The organism is Phenylobacterium sp. CCH9-H3, from assembly GCF_001557235.1.
GTDB lineage: Bacteria > Pseudomonadota > Alphaproteobacteria > Caulobacterales > Caulobacteraceae > Phenylobacterium.
This window is the reverse complement of the sequence record NZ_LSJI01000227.1, coordinates 11,701-32,332: the sequence shown is the minus strand read 5'-3', so window position 1 is coordinate 32,332 and position 20,632 is coordinate 11,701. Positions and strand designations below refer to the sequence as shown.

General features: G+C 69.6%; 16 protein-coding genes. 11 read left to right on the top strand and 5 right to left on the bottom strand.

The genetic code is table 11. The features are described from left to right. Nucleotides 1–39: 39 nt before the first annotated feature. Complete coding sequence (locus AX721_RS20010; protein WP_068877741.1) at nucleotides 40–2,121, bottom strand: 3-hydroxyacyl-CoA dehydrogenase NAD-binding domain-containing protein; 2,082 nt, start codon at nucleotides 2,119–2,121, stop codon at nucleotides 40–42. A 161-nt stretch (nucleotides 2,122–2,282) separates the two neighbouring features. On the opposite strand from AX721_RS20010, the gene AX721_RS20005 reads away from it, so the two are divergent. The 4 genes from AX721_RS20005 to AX721_RS19995 all read left to right on the top strand — a co-directional run bounded on the left by AX721_RS20005 (nucleotide 2,283) and on the right by AX721_RS19995 (nucleotide 6,973). Further along, nucleotides 2,283–3,059 (top strand): SDR family oxidoreductase, encoded by a 777-nt coding sequence (locus AX721_RS20005; protein WP_068877770.1) that lies wholly within the window; start codon nucleotides 2,283–2,285, stop codon nucleotides 3,057–3,059. A gap of 336 nt (nucleotides 3,060–3,395) precedes the next feature. Next, the gene (locus tag AX721_RS20000; RefSeq protein WP_068877740.1) at nucleotides 3,396–6,395 is read left to right on the top strand and encodes a YdbH domain-containing protein; all 3,000 of its coding nucleotides are present in this window, start codon (nucleotides 3,396–3,398) and stop codon (nucleotides 6,393–6,395) included. Between the two features lie 38 nt (nucleotides 6,396–6,433). Then, nucleotides 6,434–6,604 (top strand): YnbE family lipoprotein, encoded by a 171-nt coding sequence (locus tag AX721_RS26985; RefSeq protein WP_082765669.1) that lies wholly within the window; start codon nucleotides 6,434–6,436, stop codon nucleotides 6,602–6,604. 15 nt (nucleotides 6,605–6,619) lie between these two features. Continuing rightward, nucleotides 6,620–6,973 carry a YdbL family protein gene (locus AX721_RS19995; protein WP_068877739.1) on the top strand — a complete coding sequence of 118 codons (354 nt, stop codon included), beginning with the start codon at nucleotides 6,620–6,622 and terminating at the stop codon, nucleotides 6,971–6,973. Nucleotides 6,974–6,977: 4 nt separating this feature from the next. Here the strand turns inward: AX721_RS19995 and AX721_RS19990 are convergent, their stop codons facing one another. Then, entirely contained in the window at nucleotides 6,978–9,140 is a 2,163-nt protein-coding gene (locus AX721_RS19990; protein WP_068877738.1) for a malate synthase G, read from the bottom strand. A gap of 121 nt (nucleotides 9,141–9,261) precedes the next feature. Beyond that, nucleotides 9,262–10,854: an isocitrate lyase gene (locus AX721_RS19985; protein WP_068877737.1), complete on the bottom strand. Its 1,593-nt coding sequence runs from the start codon at nucleotides 10,852–10,854 to the stop codon at nucleotides 9,262–9,264. Between the two features lie 145 nt (nucleotides 10,855–10,999). Between AX721_RS19985 and AX721_RS19980 the strand changes: the two genes are divergently transcribed. Next, nucleotides 11,000–12,415, top strand: coding sequence for a short-chain fatty acyl-CoA regulator family protein (locus AX721_RS19980; protein WP_068877736.1), 1,416 nt, complete (start codon nucleotides 11,000–11,002; stop codon nucleotides 12,413–12,415). Nucleotides 12,416–12,536: 121 nt separating this feature from the next. After that, on the top strand, nucleotides 12,537–13,748 hold the full coding sequence (locus AX721_RS19975) for a TetR/AcrR family transcriptional regulator (protein WP_369796666.1): 1,212 nt from the start codon (nucleotides 12,537–12,539) through the stop codon (nucleotides 13,746–13,748). A 10-nt stretch (nucleotides 13,749–13,758) separates the two neighbouring features. On the opposite strand, the gene AX721_RS19970 is transcribed toward AX721_RS19975, so the two are convergent. Then, a complete protein-coding gene (locus AX721_RS19970; protein WP_197422656.1) occupies nucleotides 13,759–14,757 on the bottom strand; it encodes an NAD(P)H-quinone oxidoreductase in 999 nt (332 codons plus the stop codon). Nucleotides 14,758–14,838: 81 nt separating this feature from the next. On the opposite strand from AX721_RS19970, the gene AX721_RS19965 reads away from it, so the two are divergent. Further along, the gene (locus tag AX721_RS19965; protein ID WP_068877734.1) at nucleotides 14,839–15,045 is read left to right on the top strand and encodes a DUF1192 family protein; all 207 of its coding nucleotides are present in this window, start codon (nucleotides 14,839–14,841) and stop codon (nucleotides 15,043–15,045) included. A gap of 88 nt (nucleotides 15,046–15,133) precedes the next feature. Next, entirely contained in the window at nucleotides 15,134–15,643 is a 510-nt protein-coding gene (locus AX721_RS19960) for a DUF1465 family protein (protein WP_068877733.1), read from the top strand. Nucleotides 15,644–15,893: 250 nt separating this feature from the next. Here AX721_RS19960 and rpmE read toward each other — a convergent pair whose 3' ends face one another. After that, nucleotides 15,894–16,118, bottom strand: coding sequence for a 50S ribosomal protein L31 (gene rpmE, locus AX721_RS19955; protein ID WP_068877732.1), 225 nt, complete (start codon nucleotides 16,116–16,118; stop codon nucleotides 15,894–15,896). Nucleotides 16,119–16,233: 115 nt separating this feature from the next. Between rpmE and AX721_RS19950 the strand changes: the two genes are divergently transcribed. The 3 genes from AX721_RS19950 to pgk all read left to right on the top strand — a co-directional run bounded on the left by AX721_RS19950 (nucleotide 16,234) and on the right by pgk (nucleotide 20,630). Then, on the top strand, nucleotides 16,234–18,102 hold the full coding sequence (locus AX721_RS19950; RefSeq protein ID WP_068877731.1) for an ABC transporter transmembrane domain-containing protein: 1,869 nt from the start codon (nucleotides 16,234–16,236) through the stop codon (nucleotides 18,100–18,102). Nucleotides 18,103–18,256: 154 nt separating this feature from the next. Then, nucleotides 18,257–19,267 (top strand): type I glyceraldehyde-3-phosphate dehydrogenase, encoded by a 1,011-nt coding sequence (gap, locus tag AX721_RS19945; protein ID WP_068877730.1) that lies wholly within the window; start codon nucleotides 18,257–18,259, stop codon nucleotides 19,265–19,267. 169 nt (nucleotides 19,268–19,436) lie between these two features. After that, the gene (gene pgk / locus AX721_RS19940; protein ID WP_068877729.1) at nucleotides 19,437–20,630 is read left to right on the top strand and encodes a phosphoglycerate kinase; all 1,194 of its coding nucleotides are present in this window, start codon (nucleotides 19,437–19,439) and stop codon (nucleotides 20,628–20,630) included. Nucleotides 20,631–20,632 lie beyond the last annotated feature (2 nt).

The following is a 20,632-nucleotide window of genomic DNA, read 5'->3' as shown; positions in this document are numbered from 1 at the left end:
AGGCGGGGCGCCCCAAGACGCCCCGCCTCTGGATCAGGCTTACTTGTTGAGGTCGGCGAACTTCTTGCCGTCGGCGGCCAGCTTTTCCAGCAGGGCAGCCGGCTTGAAGTCGTCGCCCATGGCGCCCTGGAATTCCTTCATCTTCTCCAGGACCTTGGCGGGACCGCCGATCAGGTCGCCGTAGAACATCGGGCCGCCGCGGTAGACGGGCCAGCCGTAGCCGTTGACCCACACCACGTCGATGTCGCTGGCGCGGATGGCCTTGCCCTCCTCGAGGATCTTCACGCCCTCGTTGATCATCGGGAAGATGCAGCGCTCCAGGATCTCCTCGTCGGAGATCTTGCGGGGGTTCTTGCCGGTCTTGGCGATGAAGTCGTTGATCGCCTTCTCGGTGAAGGGGCTGGGCTTGGCGTTGCGGTTCTCGTCGTAGTCGTAGTAGCCGGCGCCCGTCTTCTGGCCGCGGCGGTCGGCTTCGCAGAGCACGTCGCGCAGGGTCTCGCCCTTGGAGTTCTCCTTCACCCAGCCGATGTCGAGACCGGCCAGGTCGCTCATGGCGAACGGGCCCATGGGGAAGCCGAAGTCGTAGAGCACCCGGTCCACGTCCCAGGGCATGGCGCCTTCCAGGATCAGCTTCTGGGCCTCGCGCTGGCGCTGGCTCAGCATGCGGTTGCCGATGAAGCCCGGGCAGACGCCGGCCAGGGCCGCGATCTTGCCGATCTTCTTGGCCAGCTTCATGGACGTGGCGATGACGTCCTTGGCGGTCTTCTCGCCGCGGATCACTTCCAGCAGCTTCATGACGTTGGCCGGCGAGAAGAAGTGCAGGCCGATCACGTCCTGCGGCCGCTTCGTCACCGAGGCGATCTCGTCGATGTTCAGGTAGCTGGTGTTCGAGGCCAGGATCGCGCCCGGCTTGCAGATCGCGTCCAGCTTCGTGAACACGTCCTTCTTGATGTCCATCCGCTCGAACACGGCCTCGATCACGAGGTCGCAGTCGGCGAAGTCGTTCATGTCCAGCGAGCCGGTCAGCAGGCCCATGCGCTTCTCGGTCACCGCCGGGTCGGCGCCGCGCGAGCGCTCGTAGTTCTTGCGGATCGTGCCGAGGCCGCGGTCCAGGGCGTCCTGCTTCAGTTCGACGATCACCACGGGGATGCCCACGTTGGCGAAGTTCATCGAGATGCCGCCGCCCATGGTGCCGGCGCCCAGGACGCCGACCTTCTTGATCTCGCGCACCGGGATGTCGTCCGGCACGTCGGGGATCTTCTGAGCGGTGCGTTCGGCGAAGAAATAGTAGCGCTGGGCCGCCGACTGGCTGCCCGTCATCAGGCCCATGAACAGCTTGCGCTCGACGGCTAGGCCCTCGTCGAAGGAGGCCGAGTTCACCGCCGCCTCGATGCACTTGATGTTGGCTTCCGGCGCGTCGAAGCCGCGGAATTTGCGGGCGTTCTTCTTGCGGAACTCGGCGAAGATCTCGGGCTTGCCCTTGGCCTCTTCGAGCTTGGCATTGTTCTCGCTGATCTTCACCAGGGGCTTGTTCTCGGCCACCGCCTTGTTGGCGAAGGCCAGGGCGCCTTCCTTCAGCTTGCCTTCCTCGACGAGCTCGTCGACCAGGCCCAGCTTGGCGGCTTCCGGCGCCGGCACGTGGCGGCCCGAGGTCACCATCTCAAGGGCGTTCTCGACGCCCACCACGCGCGGCAGCCGCTGGGTGCCGCCGGCGCCCGGCAGCAGGCCCAGGGCCACTTCAGGAAGCCCAAGACGAGCGGACGGGACCGCGACGCGGTAGTGCGCGCACAGCGCCACTTCCAGGCCGCCGCCCAGGGCCGTGCCATGGATCGCGGCGATCACCGGCTTGGGCGAGTTCTCCATCATGTTCTGGACGTCGGGCAGCGACGCGGACGGCTTGCCCGGCGCGCCGAACTCGCTGATGTCGGCGCCGGCGATGAAGGTGCGACCGTCGCAGATCAGGACGATGGCCTTGGAGTCCGAGGCCGCGGCGGCCTTGAAGCCCTCGAACAACCCGTCGCGCACATTCGCCGACAGGGCGTTCACCGGCGGAGAGTTGAGGGTGATGACGTCGACGTCGCCCTCGCGGGTGAGGGTGGTCACCGAATTGATCTCGGTCATGTGCTTCCTCGAAATGGCTGGCGGACCGCTCGTTCAAAAATCTGGCGGCCGTGAAATTCAAACGCGTGTTATAGGCCTCGGCCGGCGAGGCCAAGTCAATTCCCGGAAGGGGACTGCGCACGTTGCAGGCCTGCCGCAACGACATGGAAGGGGACGGCTGGATGGCCTCGAATCTGTTTTCGCTGGACGGCAAGGTGGCGCTGGTCACCGGCGGCTCGCGCGGCATCGGCAAGATGATCGCCAAGGGCTTCCTCGAGGCGGGCGCGGCCCGGGTCTACATCTCGTCGCGCAAGGCCCCGGCCTGCCTTGAGACCGCCGAGGAACTGGGCCCGCAGTGCATCGCCCTGCCGCAGGACGTCTCGACCGTCGAGGGGGTGAAGGCCCTCACCGCCGCCTACATGGCCAAGGAAGACAAGCTCGACATCCTGCTGAACAACGCGGGCGCCGCCTGGGGCGCGGACTTCGACGAGTTCCCGGAGAGCGGTTGGGACAAGGTCATGGACCTGAATCTCAAATCGCCCTTCTTCCTGACCCAGGCCCTGCACGGGGCCCTGACGAAGGCGGGCACGCACGACCGCCCGTCGAAGGTGATCAACGTCGCCTCCATCGACGGCATCCGCCTGAACCCGCAGGAGACCTACTCCTACCACGCCTCCAAGGCTGGCCTGATCTATCTGACCCGCCGGATGGCGGCGCGGCTGATCCGGGACAACATCGTGGTGAGCGCCATCGCCCCCGGCGCCTTCGCCTCCGAAATGAACCGCGTCGCCCGCGACCAGAGCGACGAAGTCGCCAAGCGGATCCCGTCGCGCCGGATCGGCACGGACGAGGATATGCAGGGCGTCGCCATCTACCTGGCGAGCCGCGCCGGCGACTACGTGGTGGGCCAGACCATCGCGGTGGACGGCGGCATCGCCTGGGCCCAGCTCGCCGTCTGAGTGCGTCCAAGCCGGCGCGTTAAGCGTAACATCGGCGGAGGGGGGACCGGTCGTTTGCACGGCCGGTGGAGCGAACGGGTCTAACCGCTCCGAGCCGGATCTCCTCCCCTCCACCATGGCCCGTCCCCACCCAAGTCCTCCCTCTCTGGGGGAGGTCCCGAAGGGGGAGGGGTTTTCAGCTGAAGCGCCTGTGGCGTGATCCCCCTCTCGCTTCGCGAGCTCCCCCAGAGGGGGGGAGCACCTTCACGCGGCGACGCTTTGCTGCGGACTTTCGGAACGGTCACGGTTCCGGCGCGATTCCCGCTATGAGGGGATGAACGCCAGAAACAGCCGACCGTGACCGACGACGCCAAACCCCGCCGCCCGCGCGCACCCGTGCTCCGCATCCTTGCGGTGGCGGGCCTGGTGCTGCTCATCGCCGGGGGCCTGGTCTGGCTGAACCGCAAGATGCTGGCGCGCGAGGCGCTGACCGGCTGGCTCAGGTCCCGGGGGATCGCCGCGGACGCCCAGGTCGAAGCCTTCGGCCCCGGCGTCTTCACGGCTCGCCTGCGGGTCGGCGACCCCAGGGCCCCGGACTTCGCGGCGGAGCGGGCCGAGGTGCGCTATCGGGCCCGCATCACCGGGCTGGAGGTGATCTCCGTCACCCTGAAGAAGCCCATCCTGCGCGCCCAGCTGCGCAAGGACGGGCTGCACGTGGGCGCCCTGGATCCGCTGGTCCAGGAGTTCATGCGCCGCCCGCCCCGTCCGGACGCGACGCAGCCGCGCATCCGCATCGAGGGCGGCAGCCTGATCCTCGCCACCGACTATGGCCCTCTGCGCATGGCGGCCGATGCGGTGGTGGAGGATGGCAAGCTGCAGTCCCTGGCCGCCACCACGGCCCCGGCGCGGCTCCGGAGTCCGGACTTCGACATCAGCCTGGGCGCCGCGACAGTGCGGTCGATGACGCGCCAGGGCCGGCTGGATCTCGCCGTCGCCGCGCCCGTGGTCGGCGCGACGTTCGGGACCGCCCAGGCCGCCGACGGCCGCCTGACTCTGACGGCCGAACTCCCTTATCCCGACCTCGCAAAACAGCGCGGCGACGGCGCCGTGGTGGCCGCCCTCAACCTCGCCAGCCGCCGGATCGCCGTGGCGGGGCAGGTGCTGGACGGCGCCCAGCTCAAGGCGGGGCTGACCGGACAGGCCGCCGGGTGGATCCCCGACCTGACCGTCTCGGGCAAGGCCACCGCCAGCCTCACCGCCTCAGCGGGGCGCTTCGGCGAGACGGGCGCGAAGGCGATCCGCCTGGCCGCGGTCTCCGACGACCTGCGCTGGACCCGCAAGGGCGGCGATCGCGTGGCGGGCGGGCTGACGCTGACCGGTGGACTGGAGGGGCTGCGGGCGGGCGACCTGCGGCTGTCCTCGCTCGCGGCGACGGCGCAGGGGCGCGTCTCCGCGAGCGCCGCCGGGCTCGACGCGGCGTTGGATAGCGCTGTGGTGGGCGAGGGCGGCTGGAACGGCCTGGGCGCCGCGACGGCGCAGGATACGCCCGACATGATCGCGCTCAAGCGGGCGGCCCGCAGCTTCCGGATCGCCGCGCCCAGCGTCTCGCTGCGGGTCAAGGACGGCGCGGCGAGCGTCGGCCTGCCGAAGCCGGCCCGGCTCGCCACGGCGGGCGGCGGGGTGGTCGAACTGGCCGGCCGGGGCGAGACGCCCGTGTTCGGTCCGTCCGGCGGCGCCTTCCGGCTGACGGTGAGGGGTGGCGGGCTGCCCGCCGTCGAGGCCGATGTGGCGAAGCTCGCCCTGGCCCAGGTGGGAATGACCGCGACCGGCCGGGTGCGCGCCCGCGCCTCCGTCGGGTTCGTGCAGGGCGCCGACCTGGATGCGGCCGGCCGGCTGCAGGTGGCGGACGGCGGCCTGGCCTTCATCGCCGACCGTTGCGTGGCGGTGCGGGCCGAGCGCCTGGACTTCGGCGCCAACGACATCGAGCAGCTCTCGGGCCGGCTCTGTCCGGCGGGCGGGCCGCTGTTCCGCATGACGGGCGCAGACTGGCGGATCGCCGGGCGGGCCGAGGCGGTCACGGCCGCGGCGCCCTTCGTCCAGGGTCGGGTGGTCGGGGGCGCCGGGCGTGTCGCGGCCCAGAGCCGGAACGGCAAGGTCACCGCCCAGGCCCGCATCGACACCGCGCGCCAGGAAGACACCGCGCCCGAGCGGCGGTTCAATCCCTTCCTGATGACGGGCGAGGCGAGCCTGTCGGAATTCATCTGGCGCGCCGACCTCGACTTCAGGCTGCCGGGCGGGACGCCGCTCGGGAACGCCCTCGTGACCCAGGACGGCCGGCTGGGGCTGGGCGTGGTGGTGATCGAGACGCCGATGCTGGAGTTCGCGGAAGGCGGCCTGCAGCCGGACCAGATCTCGCCCCTGGCCTCCGCCGTCGGCTCGCCCGCCGTCGGACAGGCGAAGTTCAAGGGCCGCTTCGACTGGACGCCGGACGGCTCCACCAGCAGCGGCGTCATCACCATCCCCCGGCTCGATTTCCAGAGCCCCGCCGGTCCGGTGAAGGGCCTGAAGGGCGAACTCACCTTCTCCAGCCTCGCGCCCCTGGTGGCCGCGCCCGGCCAGTCGCTGGACATCGAACGGGTCGAGGCCCCGATCCTGCTGGAGAACCTGCGCGCCAGCTTCGGCGTGGTGGACGATCTGCTGAAGGTCGAGGGCGGGGAGGCGGACGTCGGCGGCGGCAAGGTGCGGGTCGAGACGCTGGAGATCCCGCTGGTTCCCGGCGCGCCGACCCGCGGTGTCCTCCTGCTCGAAGGGGTGCAACTCCACGACCTGGTCGAAGCCTCGCCCTTCGGCGACAAGGTCGAGTTCGACGCCAAGGTCAGCGGCAGGATCCCGTTCGAGACGACCGGGGGGCGCGTCCGCATCTCGGGCGGCGAGATCCGGGCGATCCAGCCCGGCCGGATCTCCATCGACCGGACGGCCTTGACGGGCGTGTCGGCGGAGACCGCCGTCGATGCCCCCGCCGCGGTGGTCGATCCCAACGCCACCTTCACCGACTTCGCCTACCAAGCCATGGAGAATCTGGCCTTCGACAAGCTGGAAGCCTCGATCGCCAGCCAGCCCGACGGGCGGATGGGCGTGATCTTCCACATCGTGGGCCGCCACGATCCGCCGACGCGGCAGAGGATCAGGCTGACCCTGATGGACCTGATCCAGAAGCGCTTCCTGGGCCGCACCCTGCCGCTGCCGTCCGGCACGGGAGTGAACCTTACGCTCGACACGACTCTCAACCTGGATGATCTGTTGGCCGACTACGCCGAGTACCAGAAGGCGCGCAGTTCAGGTCCGGTTCAGCCGTGACGCTTCACATACGGAGACATGATGACGGAGACCGCCCCATGAGACTGGCCCTGGCCGCGCTTGCGCTGGCGAGCCTGACGGCCTGCACCCCGACCGTTCGGGTGGAGGTCGCGCCGATCAACATCTACGCCAAGCTGGACGCCAACGTCCGCCTGCAGCTGGACGAGGACGTCAAAGCCCTCATCCAGAAAAACCCCAACCTCTTCTAAGGGAGAGGAGACATCATGAGCGATCGTTTCAACATCACCGCGGCCGTCCTGGCCGCCCTGGCCATCACCCCGGCCGCCGCCTACGCCATGGACGCCAAGAGCGCCGTCGACGCCGCCAAGGCGCAAGGGATCGTGGGCGAACAGGCCGACGGCTTCCTGGGCTTCGTGAAGGCCTCGTCCGATCCGGCGCTGAAGGCCGCGGTCGACGAGATCAACCAGGGCCGCGCCGCCCTCTACCGCCAGGCCGCCGCCAAGAACGGCGTGTCGGTCGAAGCGGCCGGCGCCTCGGCCTACACCACCGTCGTGCAGGCGCGCATCAAGCCGGGCGAGTACTACAAGCCCGCCGGCGGCGGCTGGGTCCGGAAGTAGCCGGTCAGGCCGGGGCGAGAGCCCCGGCCGCCTGCGCCTTCCGCTCGCGGCGGCGGCGGGTGAGGATGTGTTCGGTGTAGCCGTTCGGCTGTTCGCGACCCTTGAACACCAGGTCCAGCGCCGCCTGATAGGCGATGCTGTCCGGATTGCCGCTCATCGGCGTGTATAGCGGATCGTCCGCGTTCTGGCCGTCCACCACCTTCGCCATCCGAGCCATCGTCTCGCGCACCTGGGCCTCGGTGCACACGCCATGGTGCAGCCAGTTGGCGATGTGCTGGCTGGAAATGCGCAGGGTGGCGCGGTCTTCCATCAGGCCCACGTCGTGGATGTCGGGCACCTTCGAGCAGCCGACGCCCTGGTCGATCCAGCGGACCACGTAGCCCAGGATGCCCTGGGCGTTGTTGTCCAGTTCCTGCTGCACGTCGGCCGGGCTCCAGTTGGACTTCGCCATCGGCGGCGTGAGCAGCTCGGTCAGGCCCGTTGACTCGCCGGCCGCGGCCATCGAGGTCTGCAGGCTGGGCACGTCCACCTCGTGATAGTGAAGCGCGTGCAGCACGGCGGCGGTCGGCGAGGGCACCCAGGCGGTGTTGGCGCCCGCCTTCGGATGGCCGACCTTGGCCGCCAGCATGTCCTTCATCATGTCGGGCGCGGCCCACATGCCCTTGCCGATCTGGGCTCTGCCCTGGAAGCCGGCGGCGAGACCGATCTCCACGTTGCGCTTCTCGTAGGCAGGCAGCCACGGCTCGGCCTTGATGGCGTCCTTGCGCGCCACCGGGCCCAGCTCCATGGCGGTGTGGATCTCGTCGCCCGTGCGATCCAGGAACCCGGTGTTGATGAACACCACCCGGTCCTTGGCCGCGGCGATGCAGGCCTTGAGGTTGGCGCTGGTGCGGCGCTCCTCGTCCATGATGCCGATCTTGACGGTGTTGCGGGCAAGGCCCAGCGCGTCCTCGACCAGGTCGAACAGGCGGACGGCCAGCGCCACCTCGTCCGGCCCGTGCATCTTGGGCTTCACGACGTAGACCGAGCCGGCCGGGCTATTGGCGCGCGCGCCCTTCAGGTCATGCAGCGCGGCGGTGACGGTGATCAGGGCGTCCACGGCCGTCTCGAACACCGGCTCGCCGCCGAGGCGGACCATGTCGGTGGTCATGTGGTGGCCGACGTTGCGGACCAGCATCAGCGAGCGGCCGCGCAGGGTGACCTGGCCGCCGTCCGGGGCGGTGTAGTCGCGGTCGGGGTCCAGGCGGCGGGTCTCGGTCCTGCCGCCCTTCTGGAAGCTGGCGGAAAGGTCGCCCCTCATCAGGCCCAGCCAGTTGCGGTAGACGCCGACCTTGTCCTCGGCGTCGACGGCGGCGACGGAGTCCTCGCAGTCCTGGATGGCGGTCAGGGCCGCCTCGACCAGGACGTCCGCGACGCCGGCGGGATCGTCCTTGCCGATGTTGCTGGACCGGTCGACCTGGATCTCGAGGTGCAGGCCGTTGTGCTTCAGCAGCACGGCGTCCGGCGTCAGCTCATGACCGCGATAGCCCGCGAACTGGCCCGGATCGGCGAGGAACGTCTCCTGGCCGCCCTTCAGCCGCACGACCAGGTTCTCGCCCACGACGGCATAGCCCTCGGCGTCGGCGTGGCTGCCGTTCGACAGCGGGGCCACGCGGTCCAGCAGGGCGCGGGCATAGGCGATGACCTTGGCCCCGCGGGCCGGGTCGTAGCCCTTGGTTCCCGTCGGCGGCTCCAGGGCGTCGGTGCCGTAGAGGGCGTCGTACAGGCTGCCCCAGCGGGCGTTGGCGGCGTTCAGAGCGTAGCGGCCGTTGGACACCGGCACCACCAGCTGCGGGCCGGCGATGCTGGCGATTTCCGGGTCGACGCCGCGCGTGCCGATCTCGAACGCGGCAGGCTCGGGCAGCAGATAGCCGATCTCGCGCAGGAAGGCGGTCTCCTCGGCCACATCCACCGGCTTGCCGCGGCGCTCGCGCCAGTAGGTGTCGATCAGCGCCTGCAGCTCGTCGCGCCGGCGCAGGAGCTCCAGGTTGCGGGGCGTGAAGTCGGCGAGGATCGCCTCCAGGGCGCTCCAGAACGCCTGCGGGCCCACGCCCGTCCCCGGCAGCAGCTCGGCCTCCACGAAGGCGTGCAGGAGGTCGTCGACGGCGAGGGTGTTGCTGATGTCCATCTTCAATCTCGACAGGGCTTGCGGCGCTGCGGGCGCGGCGCCGCACAGGCCATAGCAGAAAAAAAGAGGGCGGCCCGAGACATCCCAGGCCGCCCTTTCGACGCGTGAACCTGAGCGCGGTTTAGGCGAACTGGTTCATCGTGTTGTGCACGCCGCCGGCCTTCAGGGCCGCTTCGCCGGCGAAGTATTCCTTGTGGTCGTCGCCGATGTCCGAGCCGGACATGTTCTGGTGCTTCACGCAGGCGATGCCTTGGCGGATCTCCTGGCGCTGCACGCCGGCGACGTAGCCGAGCATGCCCTGCTTACCGAAGTACTCCTTGGCCAGGTTGTCCGTGGACAGGGCGGCCGTGTGGTAGGTCGGCAGGGTGATCAGGTGGTGGAAGATGCCGGCCCGCTTGGCGCTGTCCGCCTGGAAGGTGCGGATGCGTTCGTCGGCCTCGGCCGCCAGCTCGGTGGTGTCGTAGTCCACGCTCATCAGGCCGGCGCGGTCGTAGGACGAGACGTCCTTACCCGCCGCCTGCCAGGCGTCATACACCTGCTGGCGGAAGTTCAGGGTCCAGTTGAACGACGGGCTGTTGTTGTAGGCCAGCTTGGCGTTCGGAACGACTTCGCGGATGCGGTCGACCATCGAGGCGATCTGCTCGATGTGCGGCTTCTCCGTCTCGATCCACAGCAGGTCGGCGCCGTTCTGCAGCGAGGTGATGCAGTCCAGGACGCAGCGGTCGGCGCCGGTGCCTTCGCGGAACTGGAACAGGTTCGACGGCAGGCGCTTGGGACGCAGCAGCTTGCCGTTGCGGTTCAGGACCACGTCGCCGTTCTTCATGTCGGCGGGGGCGATCTCCTCGCAGTCCAGGAAGCTGTTGTACTGGTCGCCGATGTCGCCCGGGGTGTGGCTGACCGCGATCTGCTTGGTGAGGCCCGCGCCGAGGCTGTCGGTGCGGGTGACGATGACGCCATTGTCGACGCCCATTTCGAGGAAGGCGTAGCGGCAGGCGCGGACCTTCGCGAGGAAGTCCTCGTGCGGCACGGTGACCTTGCCGTCCTGGTGGCCGCACTGCTTCTCGTCGGAGACCTGGTTCTCGATCTGCAGGGCGCAGGCGCCCGCCTCAATCATCTTCTTGGCCAGCAGGTAGGTGGCTTCCGCGTTGCCGAAGCCGGCGTCGATATCGGCGATGATCGGGACCACGTGGGTCTCGTAGTTGTCGATCGCGTCGATCAGCTTCTGTTCCTTGGCCTTGTCGCCGGCCGCGCGGGCGGCGTCGAGGTCGCGGAACAGCATGCCCAGCTCACGGGCGTCGGCCTGCTTCAGGAAGGTGTAGATCTCTTCGATCAGCGCCGGCACCGAGGTCTTCTCGTGCATCGACTGGTCCGGCAGCGGGCCGAACTCCGAGCGCAGGGCCGCGACCATCCAGCCCGACAGGTAGATGTAGCGCTGCTTGGTGGTGCCGAAGTGCTTCTTGATCGAGATCAGCTTCTGCTGGGCGATGAAGCCGTGCCAGCAGCCGAGGCTCTGGGTGTAGTTGGCCGGGTCGGCGTCGTAGGCGGCCATGTCGGCGCGCATGATGCCGGCGGTGTACTTGGCGATCTCCAGGCCGGTCTTGAACCGGTTCTGCAGGCGCATGCGGGCCACGGATTCGGCGCTGATGCCGTCCCACGTGCCGCCCTTGCTCTTGATGAGCTGGCTCATCTCGATGATGTGGTCTTGATACGCCATTGCGGGAAACCCCTGGTCAGTCGTGTTCGGTTGACGGTGGGATGCCTCGGCGACACGACGGTGTGGAGTCCGCACGCGGTCTAGGTGTCAAACTTTACAAGATTTCTCTGTAATGTTGTAAGGTGTGACAAACCAAGGGCCTGCCATGCCTGCCGAACGCCGTCTCTATGTGGGTCCGAGCCTTCGCCGCCTCCGCCGCGACCTGGGGCTGACCCAGGCCGACATGGCTGCGGACCTCGACGTCTCCGCCTCGTACATCGCGCTCCTGGAGCGCAATCACCGCCCGCTCAGCGCCGAGGTGCTGCTGCGGCTGGCCCAGACCTACAAGCTGGACATGGCGGCCCTGACCCGCCAGGGCGCCAACGACGACGCGGCGCGGCTGCAGGCGGTGCTGAAGGACCCGATGTTCGCCGACATCGACCTGCCGTCGCTCGAGACGGCCGACGTCACCACCAACTTTCCGGGCATCACCGAGGCCCTGCTGCGGCTCTACACCGCGTATCGGGAGGAGCAGCTGGCCCTGGCCGACCGGGGCGTGGCGGCCGACGCCCCGGGCGCCGGCGCGTCGGAGGCGTCGGATCCCGTGGCCGAGTCCCGCCGGTTCCTGGAGGCCCGCCGCAACAGCTTCCCCACCCTGGACGACGCCGCAGAGCGGCTGGCCCAGGCGGTGGCGGCGCACGACGGCTTCACCGCCTATTTCAAGGCCCGCCACAACCTGCGGGTCCGCCGCCTGCCGCCGGAGGTCATGGTCGGCTCCACCCGGCGGCTCGACCATCACCGGCGCGAGATCCTGCTGAGCGACGAACTGGACAACGCCAGCCAGACCTTCCAGCTCGCCCTGCAGCTCGCCTATCTGGAACTGGGCGCCGACGTGGATGCGGTGGTCGCCCAGGCCAGCTTCGCCACCGACAGCGGCGAGCGCCTGACCCGCCGCGCCCTGGCCAGCTATGCGGCGGCGGCGATCCTGATGCCCTACACGGCGTTCGCCCGGGCGGTGGAGGCGCGCCGCTATGACGTGGAGGCCCTGGGCCGCCAGTTCGGGGCCAGCTTCGAGCAGGTCGCCCACCGGCTCACCACCCTGCAGAAGCCGGGGCAGGAGCGGGTGCCGTTCTTCTTCATTCGCGTGGACGAGGCCGGCAACATCTCCAAACGCCTGGACGGCGCCGGCTTCCCCTTCGCCCGCCACGGCGGCGGCTGCCCGCTGTGGACCGTCCACCAGGCCTTCCGCACGCCGCGCCAGCTGGTGACCCAGTGGCTGGAGCTGCCGGACGGCCAGCGCTTCTTCTCCATCGCCCGCACCGTGACCGCCGGCGGCGGCGGCTACGGCAAGCCCAAGGTGGAGCGGGCCATCGCCCTGGGGTGCGCGGCCGAGCACGCCGGGCGGCTGATCTACACCCAGGGCCAGCCCGCCGAGGCGCAGGCCGCCACGCCGATCGGCGTCACCTGCCGCCTGTGCCACCGCACCGAGTGCACGGCCCGCTCGGCGCCGCCCATCGGCCGCTCGATCCTGCCCGACGACATCCGCCGGACCAGCGCGCCGTTCGGCTTCTCCGACAGCTGACCTGCGCGGGAGGCTTCCAGGTCAATCTGAGTGACTAAGACCCTTGGCGAAGCGCCGCTTTCGGGGTCAAAAGAGCGTTCATTCGGGGAATAGGGCGTCCATGGCTCCACGAAGCGCCGCGGTGAGATCCACAGACCGGTTCGAGCGTAAGCGTGAGGCGATCCTGGACGCGGCCACGCGGATTCTGAATCGCAAGGGGATCAAGGGCCTGACGCTGGGCGACACGGCCGCGGCGGTCGATCTGTCGACCACCAGCGTCACCTATTACTTCAAGCGCAAGGACGACCTGGCGGCCGCCTGCATCACCCGCGGGATCGAGGCGCTGCACGACCTGGCCGACCAGGCGGTGAAGGCGGCCACGCCCCCCGAGCGGCTGCATCGCTTCTTCACGCTCTACCTCGACGCCCTCGCCGCCACTCTCGCCGGCACGGCGCCGCCGCTGCCGATCATCTCGGAGCTGCGCGCCCTGACCTCGCCGCGGCGGGAGGAGGTGGCGACCGCCTATGGGCGGCTGTTCCGCAAGGCGCGGCAGATCTTCGACCATCCCGATCTCTGCTGGATGTCCCGCGGCCGGCGCACGGCGCGGACGCGCATGCTGCTGGAGCAGGTGTTCTGGGGCGGCGCGTGGTTGGCGAAGTTCGACGCCGAGGACTATCCGCGCATCCGCGACCGCATGGTCGACATCTTCCTGCACGGCGTGGCGGCGGACGAGGCGGCCTGGGATCCCCGGCCGATCCCCATGGAGAAGCTGGCGGCGCGCGACGGACCGGAACTCGCCCGCGAGACCTTCCTGCTGGCGGCCACGCGGCTGATCAACCGGCGCGGCTATCGCGGCGCCTCGGTGGACAAGATCTCGGCCGAGCTCAACGTCACCAAGGGCAGCTTCTATCACCACAACGAGGCCAAGGACGATCTGGTGGTCGCCTGCTTCGAGCGCAGCTTCGAGGTGATGACCCGGGCCCAGCGGCTGGCCATGGACCTGCCCGGCGACCAGTGGGACAAGCTCTCGGCCTGCGCCGCCGCCCTCGCCGAGTTCCAGCTCTCGGACCACGGCCCCCTGCTGCGGACCAGCGCCCTGACGGCGCTGCCGGAACAGATCCGCGGCGTGATGGTCGAACATTCGAACCGGGTTTCGGACCGTTTCGCCTCGATGATCTCGGACGGCATCGCCGAGGGATCCCTGCGGCCGGTGGACGCCTTCATCGCCGCCCAGATGCTGAACGCCACGCTGAACGCCTGCGCCGACCTCGGCTACCTGGTGCCCGACGTGCGGCCCAAGACCGCGGCGTCGGTGTTCGTCCGACCGCTGCTGAAGGGCATCTTCGAGCGGTAGTCCCTCCCCATCAAGGGAGGGAGGGGAGCAGGATCACCTTGCCCACGTGCGCGCCGGCCTCCAGGTGGGCGTGGGCGGCGGCGGCCTCTTCCAGCGGGAAGGTGGCGTCGATCTGCGGCTTCACCTTGCCCGCCGCGATCCAGGGCCAGACCACCCGCTCGATCTCGGCGGCAAGCCGGGCCTTCTCGTCCGCGCTGCGCGGCCGCAGCGTCGAGCCGGTGACCACCGCGCGCTTCATCATGATCGCGAAGACGGGGAGGTTGAGCATCGCCCCGCCCAAGGCCGCGATGAAGACGATCCGGCCGCCGGTCTTCAGGGCGTCCAGGTTCTTCGGGACGTAGTCGCCGGCCACCATGTCCAGCACCACGTCGACGCCGCCCTCACGCTTGGCGACCTCGGCGAAGTCCTCGGCGGTCACGTCGACGGCCACGTCGGCGCCGAGGGCGAGGGCGGTTTTCGCCTTGTCCGCGCCGCGCCCCGTGGCGATCACCTTGGCGCCCGCGGCCTTGGCCATCTGGATGGCGGTCACCCCGATGCCGGAGGTCGCCCCGTGGATCATCAGCGTCTCGCCGGCCTTCAGCCCCCCGTGTTCGAAGACGTTGGCGAAGACGGTGAACACCGTCTCGGGCAGTCCGGCCGCCGCTTCGAACCCGAGGCCGTCCGGGATCGGCAGGGCGTGGCGGGCGTCGACGACGGCGTACTCCGCATAGCCGCCGCCGCCCAGGAGGGCGCAGACCCGATCGCCCACCTTCCACCGTCCGCCGCCCTTCGCCACCTCCCCCGCGACCTCCAGTCCCAGGGTTTCGGGCGCGCCGGGGGGCGGCGGGTAGGCGCCCAGGCGCTGGACGATATCGGGCCGGTTCACGCCGGCGGCCCGCACCTTGATCAGGATCTCGCCGGGACCGGGCTCCGGGATCGTCGCCCGCACGGGCTTCAGCGCGGAGGCCGGCCCCTTGCCGCCTTCGATGGCGATGACGGTCATGGTCTCGGCTTCGAGCGGGCTGGTCATGGAATGTCCTGAAACTTGCGCAAATCGGCCTTGAGCGTTCAGATAGCGGTCCCGTCGGGGGACGCAAAGGAGGGTTCGAGGATGGATGAACCTGTCGACGTCCGGGTCGGCCGCGGCCAACGCCTGCTGGAAGCCGTCCGCGAGGACCTGGATCTTTATGGCGTCTCGGAGCTCGAGGAACGCCTGGAAGTCCTGGAGGCGGAGGCCCGGCGGGTGAGGGCCCAGATCGAAAAGAAGCGATCCGGCCGGGCTGCGGCGGACGCCCTCTTCGCCCCGCGCGCCAACTGATCCTGCTGGCACGGCGGTTGCACGAAGACGTCGCGCCGCGACGTTTCGTTCAGCGCGTGGAAACCCTAGACGAGTTAGAGTGCGGCCGATGCAGGATACCCAGAGCCCCGACTGGCGCGACGACGTCATCCAGGACTTCGCCCGTTCCGAGCTGTTCGAGCGGACGTTCCAGGAAGGCATGGAGCTGGTGGAAGAGACCGCCAGCTATCTGGACGGCGAAGGCCGCCAGGAATCCAAGCTGCTCTCGCGCAACGCGGCCCTGGCCTATGCGGCCGAGAGCATGCGGCTCACCACCCGCCTGATGCAGGTGGCCTCGTGGCTGCTGGTCCAGCGCGCCGTCCGCGAAGGCGACATGGCGCCCGCCGCCGCCTGCGAGGACCGCTACCGCCTGAACGCCGAGGACGTGTCCCGCTCCGAGGCCGAGGCGGCGCGCAGCGAACTGCCCCGCGGCCTCACCGGCCTGGCCGATCGCGCCGAGCGTCTCTACGAGCGCGTCCGCCATCTGGACAAGCGCATGTACCTGGAAAGCCGCACGGCGGAGCCGTCCAACCCCGTGCTTTCCCACATGGACCGCCTGAAGACCGCTTTCGGCGGCTGAGCCCCGCGCCGTTGCTCCCCCACAGGGGGGAGCTGTCAGCGAAGCTGACGGAGGGGGCTTCAACTCAGAACGCCCAGCCTCGACGTCAAACATCACAGGGCGATTGCGGCTCCGCGTTTTGAGCGGAGGCCCCCTCCACCGCTTCGCGGTCCCCCTCCCCCCGATGGGGGGAGGAACAAAAACGCCGCGAAGGTTGCCCCTCGCGGCGTCTGCAATATCTCGCGCCATCCCGCTCCCGCGGGAGGTCGGCCTACTTGCGGGTGAAGGCGCCGAACTTGGCGTTGAAGCGCGACACGCGGCCGCCGCGGTCGAGCAGCTGGTGGCCGCCGCCGGTCCACGCCGGGTGGGTCTTCGGATCGATGTCCAGGTTCAGCGTGTCGCCTTCCTTCCCGTAGGTGGAACGCGTCTGGTAGGTGGTGCCGTCCGTCATCACCACGGTGATGAAGTGATAGTCGGGGTGAGTGTCTTGTTTCATCGAACGGGCGCCTGACGTATTGGAGCGGCCACATTGGGCCGGCCGCCGGTAAAGGCGGGCGAAAAGGAAGCCGCGCGTATAGAGAAATGTGCGGCCGGATGCAAGGTTCGATGCGATGAGTGAGTCTTGGGCCAGGTTTCGTGCGGCGTCCGCTGGGACCGGCTCCGTCGAGGGCCGGCCCAGCGAGGGCCAGGCGCTGGCCCAGAGCCTCGCCGAAGGCGCCGCCAAGCGGGGACGCAGCCGCAACGTCGGCGCGCTTCGCCGCCTCCGACCGTTCCTGGCTGCCCACTGGGGCCGCGCCCTGGCCTCGCTGCTGTTCCTGGTGATGTCCACCAGCGCGACGCTCGGCATGTCCGGGGCCATCCGCCTGGTGGTGGACAACCTGACCAAGCCCGGCCTGGACGCCGCCACCGTGGATCGCCGCTTCCTGATCGTCGGCGCGGTCGCCGGCGCCCTGGCCATCGCCACGGCCCTGCGGTTCTACTTCGTCACGAGCCTGGGCGAGCGGGTGGTGGCCGACCTGCGCAAGGCCACCTACCACCATATCCTGACGCTGGATCCGGCCTTCTTCCTGCAGACGCGCACGGGCGAGGTCCTGTCGCGCCTGACCACCGACATCGCCATCGTCGAGAACCTCCTGGCGACCTCGGTTTCGGTGGCGCTGCGTAACCTGCTCACGCTGATCGGGGCGTTGATCCTCCTGATGTTCGTCAGTCCGCACCTGACCAGCCTGGTGCTGCTGACCTTCCCCTTCGTGCTGGCGCCGCTGTTCCTGTTCGGCCGCCGGGTGCGCAAGCTCACCGCCTCGGCCCAGGACCGCTTCGCCGACGCCGTGGGCTCGGCCGGCGAGAGCCTGGACGCGCTGGAGACCGTGCAGGCCTTCGGCCGCGAACGCGCCGCCGCCGAGCGGTTCGGCGGGGCCGTGGAGCAGGCCTTCCGCGCCCAGATGCGGCGGATCACCACCCGCGCGGCCATGACCGCGGCGGTCATCGTCCTGGTGTTCGGCGGCATCGTCGGCGTCTTCTGGCTGGGCGTGCACGCGGGCCTGCGCGGCGACATCTCGTGGGGCGCCCTGTTCCAGTTCGCCTTCCTGTCGGTGATGGCCGCCGGCTCCGTCAGCGCCCTGGGCGAGACCTGGGGCGACGTGCAGAAGGCGGCGGGCGCCATGGAGCGGGTGGGCGAGCTGCTGGACGCCCGGCCCGGCGTCGCCGCCCCGCCCCATCCCACGCCGCTGCCGGTCCCGCCGCGGGGCGAGGTGGCGTTCGAGGATGTGACCTTCGCCTATCCCGGCCGCCCGGAGCTGCCGGCGCTTCGGGGCTTCTCCCTGCACGTGCGCCCGGGCGAGCGCGTGGCCCTGGTCGGCCCGTCCGGCGCGGGCAAGAGCACGGTCTTCCGGGTGCTGCTGCGCTTCTACGATCCTCAGTCGGGCCGCATCCGCGTCGACGGCGTCGACCTGCGCGAGGCCGATCCGGTGGAGGTGCGCGCCCGCATGGCGCTGGTGGCCCAGGAGAGCCCGCTGTTCTCAGGCTCGGCGGCCGACAACATCCGCTTCGGCCGCGAAGGCGCCAGCGAGGACGAGGTCCGCGCCGTGGTCCGCGCCGCCCAGGCCGAGGGGTTCCTGTCGGCGCTGCCCGAGGGCCTGCAGACCGTGGTCGGCGACCGGGCCCGCACCCTTTCCGGCGGCCAGCGCCAGCGCCTGGCCATCGCCCGGGCCCTGATCCGCGAGGCGCCGATCCTCCTCCTCGACGAGGCCACCAGCGCCCTCGACGCCGAGAACGAGCACCTGGTCCAGCGCGCCCTGGACGAGGCGATGAAGGGCCGCACCACCCTGGTCATCGCCCACCGCCTGGCGACCGTGCTCAAGGCCGACCGGATCGTGGTGATGGACGAGGGTCGCGTGGTCGAAGAGGGCACGCACAACGAACTGGTGGCCAAGAACGGCCTCTACGCCCGTCTCGCCGCCCTGCAGTTCGAGGCGGCTTGAGAGTCCGCCCCAAACCGGCACGGGGACTCCCGGCGCCGGTCTTGCAGGCCCGCGCCGCAACCTCGGCTTCCTGCTCTCTGCGAGAGGGCAAGGGGTTGACTTCGCGGGTTCTCGCCTGAAGAACCCCGGCACACAGAAATTCGAAGGAGCTCCCATGGCTGTCCGCGTCGCCATCAACGGTTTCGGTCGCATCGGCCGCCTGGTCCTGCGTTCGATCGTCGAACATGGCCGCAAGGACATCGAGGTCGTCGCGATCAACGACCTCGGGCCCGTGGAAACCAACGCCCACCTGCTGCGCTACGACAGCGTGCACGGCCGCTTCCCGGCCGAGGTGAAGGTCGAAGGCGACACCATCGTCATCGCCGGCTACGCGCCGATCAAGGTCACGGCCATCCGCGACCCGAAGGATCTGCCGCACAAGGACCTCGGCGTCGACATCGCCCTGGAATGCACCGGCATCTTCACCTCCAAGGACAAGGCCCAGGCCCACCTCGACGCCGGCGCCAAGCGGGTGATCATCTCGGCGCCCGGCGATGGCGTGGACAAGACCATCGTCTACGGCGTGAACCACCAGACGCTGACCAAGGACGACCTGATCATCTCCAACGCGTCGTGCACCACGAACTGCCTGGCGCCGGTGGCCCACGTGCTGCAGGAGCTCTGCGGCATCGAGCGTGGCTACATGACCACGATCCACTCCTACACCGGCGACCAGCCGACGCTGGATACGATGCACAAGGACCTCTACCGCGCCCGCGCCGCGGCCATGTCCATGATCCCGACCTCCACCGGCGCCGCCAAGGCCCTGGGCCTGGTGATCCCGGCCCTGGCCGGCAAGCTGGACGGCTCCTCGATCCGCGTGCCGACCCCGAACGTGTCGGTGGTCGACCTGAAGTTCGTGCCGTCCAAGTCGGTGACCGTGGCCCAGATCAACGAGGCGCTGGAGGCGGCCGCGGGTGGCGCGCTGAAGGGCGTGCTGGCGGTGACCAAGGAGCCGCTGGTCTCCATGGACTTCAACCACAACCCCGCCTCGTCGACCGCGGCCCTGCCGCAGACCCAGATGATCGACGGCGGCCTCGGCCGCGTCCTCACCTGGTACGACAATGAGTGGGGCTTCTCGACCCGCATGAGCGACACCGCCGTCGCCCTGGGCAAGCTGATCTAGGATCGCAGGTGCGCCAGGTTCGACAGCCTGGCGCACCTGCGCCCCTCATTCACCGCCAAGTCGCTAAGCACGCCAAGGAGCCGGAAGCGACCCAGGCCTCTTGGCGTTCTTGGCGACTTGGCGGTTCAACGACTGCGCCCTCGGCGCGCTCAGGCCGGATAGTTCACGCATGACCTTCAAGACCCTCGACGACGCCGATCTCTCCGGCAAACGCGCCCTGGTCCGCGTGGACTTCAACGTCCCCATGCAGGACGGCGCCGTCAGCGACGACACCCGCCTGAAGGCCGCGCTGCCCACTATCGAGAAGCTGCGCCAGGGCGGGGCGAAGACGATCCTGCTGGCCCACTTCGATCGGCCCAAGGGCAAGCGCGTGCCGGAGATGAGCCTGAAGCCGGTGGTCGAGCCGCTGAGCAAGCTGCTGGGCGCGCCCGTGGCCTTCGCCGACGACTGCATCGGCGACGAGGCGGCCAAGGCTGTGGCCGCCATGAAGGACGGCGATGTCCTGCTCCTGGAGAACGTCCGCTACCACGCGGGCGAGGAGAAGAACGACCCCGACTTCGCCAAGGCGCTCGCCGCCAATGGCGACCTCTTCGTCAACGACGCCTTCTCGGCCGCCCACCGCGCCCACGCCTCCACCGAAGGCCTGGCCCGCCTCATGCCCGCCTATGCCGGCGAGCAGATGCGTAAGGAGTTGGACGCGTTGGACGCCGCGCTCGGCAATCCCAAGCGCCCGGTGATGGGCATCGTCGGCGGCGCCAAGGTCTCCACCAAGCTGGATCTCTTGAACAACCTGGTCGGCAAGCTGGACTACCTCGCCATCGGCGGCGGCATGGCCAACACCTTCTGCTTCGCCAAGGGCGCCGAGATCGGCGGCTCGCTGTGCGAGAAGGAGATGGCCGACACCGCCCGCGAGATCCTGCAGAAGGCCGAGGCCGCCGGATGCAAGGTGATCCTGCCCGTGGACGTCGTCGTCGCGAAGGATCTGGCGCCCAACGCCCCGAACCGCACCATCGACCTCGCCGACGGCGTCGCTGCGGACGAGAAGATCTTCGACATCGGCCCCAAGGCGCTGGAGCAAGTGCTCGCCGCCATGTCCGAGGCCAAGACACTCATCTGGAACGGCCCCTTTGGCGTCTTCGAAGTGGAACCGTTCGACAAGGCGACGGTTGAAGCAGCGAAACACGCCGCCCAGCTGGCCAAGGCCGGCAGGCTGGTGGCCGTTGCGGGCGGGGGTGATACGGTGGCGGCTCTGAACGCGGCCGGCGTCTCGCACGACTTCACGTTCGTATCGACTGCGGGCGGCGCGTTTCTTGAATGGATGGAAGGGAAGGAGCTGCCCGGCGTCGCGGCGCTCTCCCAATGAGA

What these genes read in the sequence shown, in the direction of transcription:
- AX721_RS20010 (WP_068877741.1), bottom strand. Translation starts at nt 2,121, where the DNA reads ATGACCGAGATCAATTCGGTGACCACCCTCACCCGCGAGGGCGACGTC.
- AX721_RS20005 (WP_068877770.1), top strand. Translation starts at nt 2,283, where the DNA reads ATGGCCTCGAATCTGTTTTCGCTGGACGGCAAGGTGGCGCTGGTCACC.
- AX721_RS26985 (WP_082765669.1), top strand. Translation starts at nt 6,434, where the DNA reads ATGAGACTGGCCCTGGCCGCGCTTGCGCTGGCGAGCCTGACGGCCTGC.
- AX721_RS19995 (WP_068877739.1), top strand. Translation starts at nt 6,620, where the DNA reads ATGAGCGATCGTTTCAACATCACCGCGGCCGTCCTGGCCGCCCTGGCC.
- AX721_RS19990 (WP_068877738.1), bottom strand. Translation starts at nt 9,140, where the DNA reads ATGGACATCAGCAACACCCTCGCCGTCGACGACCTCCTGCACGCCTTC.
- AX721_RS19985 (WP_068877737.1), bottom strand. Translation starts at nt 10,854, where the DNA reads ATGGCGTATCAAGACCACATCATCGAGATGAGCCAGCTCATCAAGAGC.
- AX721_RS19980 (WP_068877736.1), top strand. Translation starts at nt 11,000, where the DNA reads ATGCCTGCCGAACGCCGTCTCTATGTGGGTCCGAGCCTTCGCCGCCTC.
- AX721_RS19970 (WP_197422656.1), bottom strand. Translation starts at nt 14,757, where the DNA reads ATGACCAGCCCGCTCGAAGCCGAGACCATGACCGTCATCGCCATCGAA.
- AX721_RS19965 (WP_068877734.1), top strand. Translation starts at nt 14,839, where the DNA reads ATGGATGAACCTGTCGACGTCCGGGTCGGCCGCGGCCAACGCCTGCTG.
- AX721_RS19960 (WP_068877733.1), top strand. Translation starts at nt 15,134, where the DNA reads ATGCAGGATACCCAGAGCCCCGACTGGCGCGACGACGTCATCCAGGAC.
- rpmE (WP_068877732.1), bottom strand. Translation starts at nt 16,118, where the DNA reads ATGAAACAAGACACTCACCCCGACTATCACTTCATCACCGTGGTGATG.
- AX721_RS19950 (WP_068877731.1), top strand. Translation starts at nt 16,234, where the DNA reads ATGAGTGAGTCTTGGGCCAGGTTTCGTGCGGCGTCCGCTGGGACCGGC.
- gap (WP_068877730.1), top strand. Translation starts at nt 18,257, where the DNA reads ATGGCTGTCCGCGTCGCCATCAACGGTTTCGGTCGCATCGGCCGCCTG.
- pgk (WP_068877729.1), top strand. Translation starts at nt 19,437, where the DNA reads ATGACCTTCAAGACCCTCGACGACGCCGATCTCTCCGGCAAACGCGCC.